Annotated in this window: 1 protein-coding gene; it reads right to left on the bottom strand. The window is 71.2% G+C overall.

All coding sequences use genetic code 11. The annotated features are described in order from the left end of the window. A partial coding sequence (gene tnpC / locus BL253_RS39035) for an IS66 family transposase (protein ID WP_076823129.1) occupies positions 1-1,182 on the bottom strand: 1,182 nt, incomplete at its 3' end. Positions 1,183-1,304: the final 122 nt, after the last annotated feature.

Raw genomic sequence — 1,304 nt, 5'->3', positions numbered from 1 at the left:
CAGGTAGTCGGCTTCGCGGTCGATGAGCCTGCAGGCCAGGGCGTGGCGGGCGGCCATGAGTTTCGTGCCCCGCGGTGAGGTCTGGGTGATCCCGATGTGGGCGGCGTGGCGCAGGGCCCGGGTGTGGGCTGCCAGCGTCTTCGGGTCGACCGGCGTGCCGGTGGTGGTGGCGTCGGCGGTGAGCCGGTGCAGGGCGACGAGAGCGTCGGCGGCCTGGGTCGCCCAGCACCAGGTGCCGGCCGGGGCGGTGTCACTCACGGCCTGGAGTTCGCGCAGCACATGCGCGACGCACAGCTGGTGGGTGGCGGTGGTGTAGGTGTCGTACGCGGCCCAGGCATCGTGGACCATGACCCCGGTGAAGCCGGTCAGCACCCCGAGGGCGTCGATGCCGGCGGTTCCACGCTTCGGATGGCAGTCGATCAACGTGTACTTCCCCGTGCGGGCGCAGTGCACCCAGTGCAGTTTCCCGGCGACACGTAGCCCGGTCTCGTCCGCGCCGACCACCTCGGCGCCGGCGAGCAGGTCGCGGACAGCGGTCAGGAAACCTTCCAGGTCGGTGGCGGCACRGGCGGTCATCGCGGCGACCGTGCCCGCGGACAGGGGGATGCCGACCAGCTCGGCGAGCGCGGTCGCGGTCCGCTCTTTCGACAGGAACTGGCCCGCGTACAGGTAGATCGCCGCCGCGGTCACCCGCGGCCCGTACTGCACCGGGGCGCCCACCCCGGCCGGTGCGGTCGCTTTCGTTCGGGTCCCGCAGCCGCATTCCCGCTCGAGGAGCTGATGTTCGGTCACGTGCGGGTGTAGTTCGGGCAGGTCGAACACCTGCCGGCGTTCGGTCCGGGTCACCGGCCGGCCCGCCAGCGACGTCCCGCACCCCGCGCACGGCCCCGGCTCATGCGCCACGCGCACATCAGGATCGGCGACCATGCCCAGCGTCGACCCGGGATGGCCGTTCTGCCCACCAGGGCGCCGGCCCGTCTTCGTCCGCAACGACTTCGGGGGTGGCTTCGACAGCCCGTCCGAACTCGGTGGCTTCGACGAGTTCCGCGAGGTCTTCGCGACCTGCGCCTCCAGCTCCGCGATCCGTGTCAACGCCCGCGCGAGATCCGCCTGCAGGCTCACCACCAGCGCCGCGAGCTCGTCATACGACGGCACCGGCGGCGCAGGCGGATCATCGGACACACCCGGACCCTACGGGCCGATCAACCACGCCACACCAACGCCCCAGGACCGCCAAGCCATCAAAGCGTCCCAGCCGGCCGGGGAACGAAAAACAAACGATCTACGAGACCTGACCAGTTACG

Source organism: Pseudofrankia asymbiotica, from assembly GCF_001983105.1.
Classification (GTDB): Bacteria; Actinomycetota; Actinomycetes; order Frankiales; family Frankiaceae; genus Pseudofrankia; species Pseudofrankia asymbiotica.
This window is presented reverse-complemented; position numbering and strand designations above follow the sequence as displayed.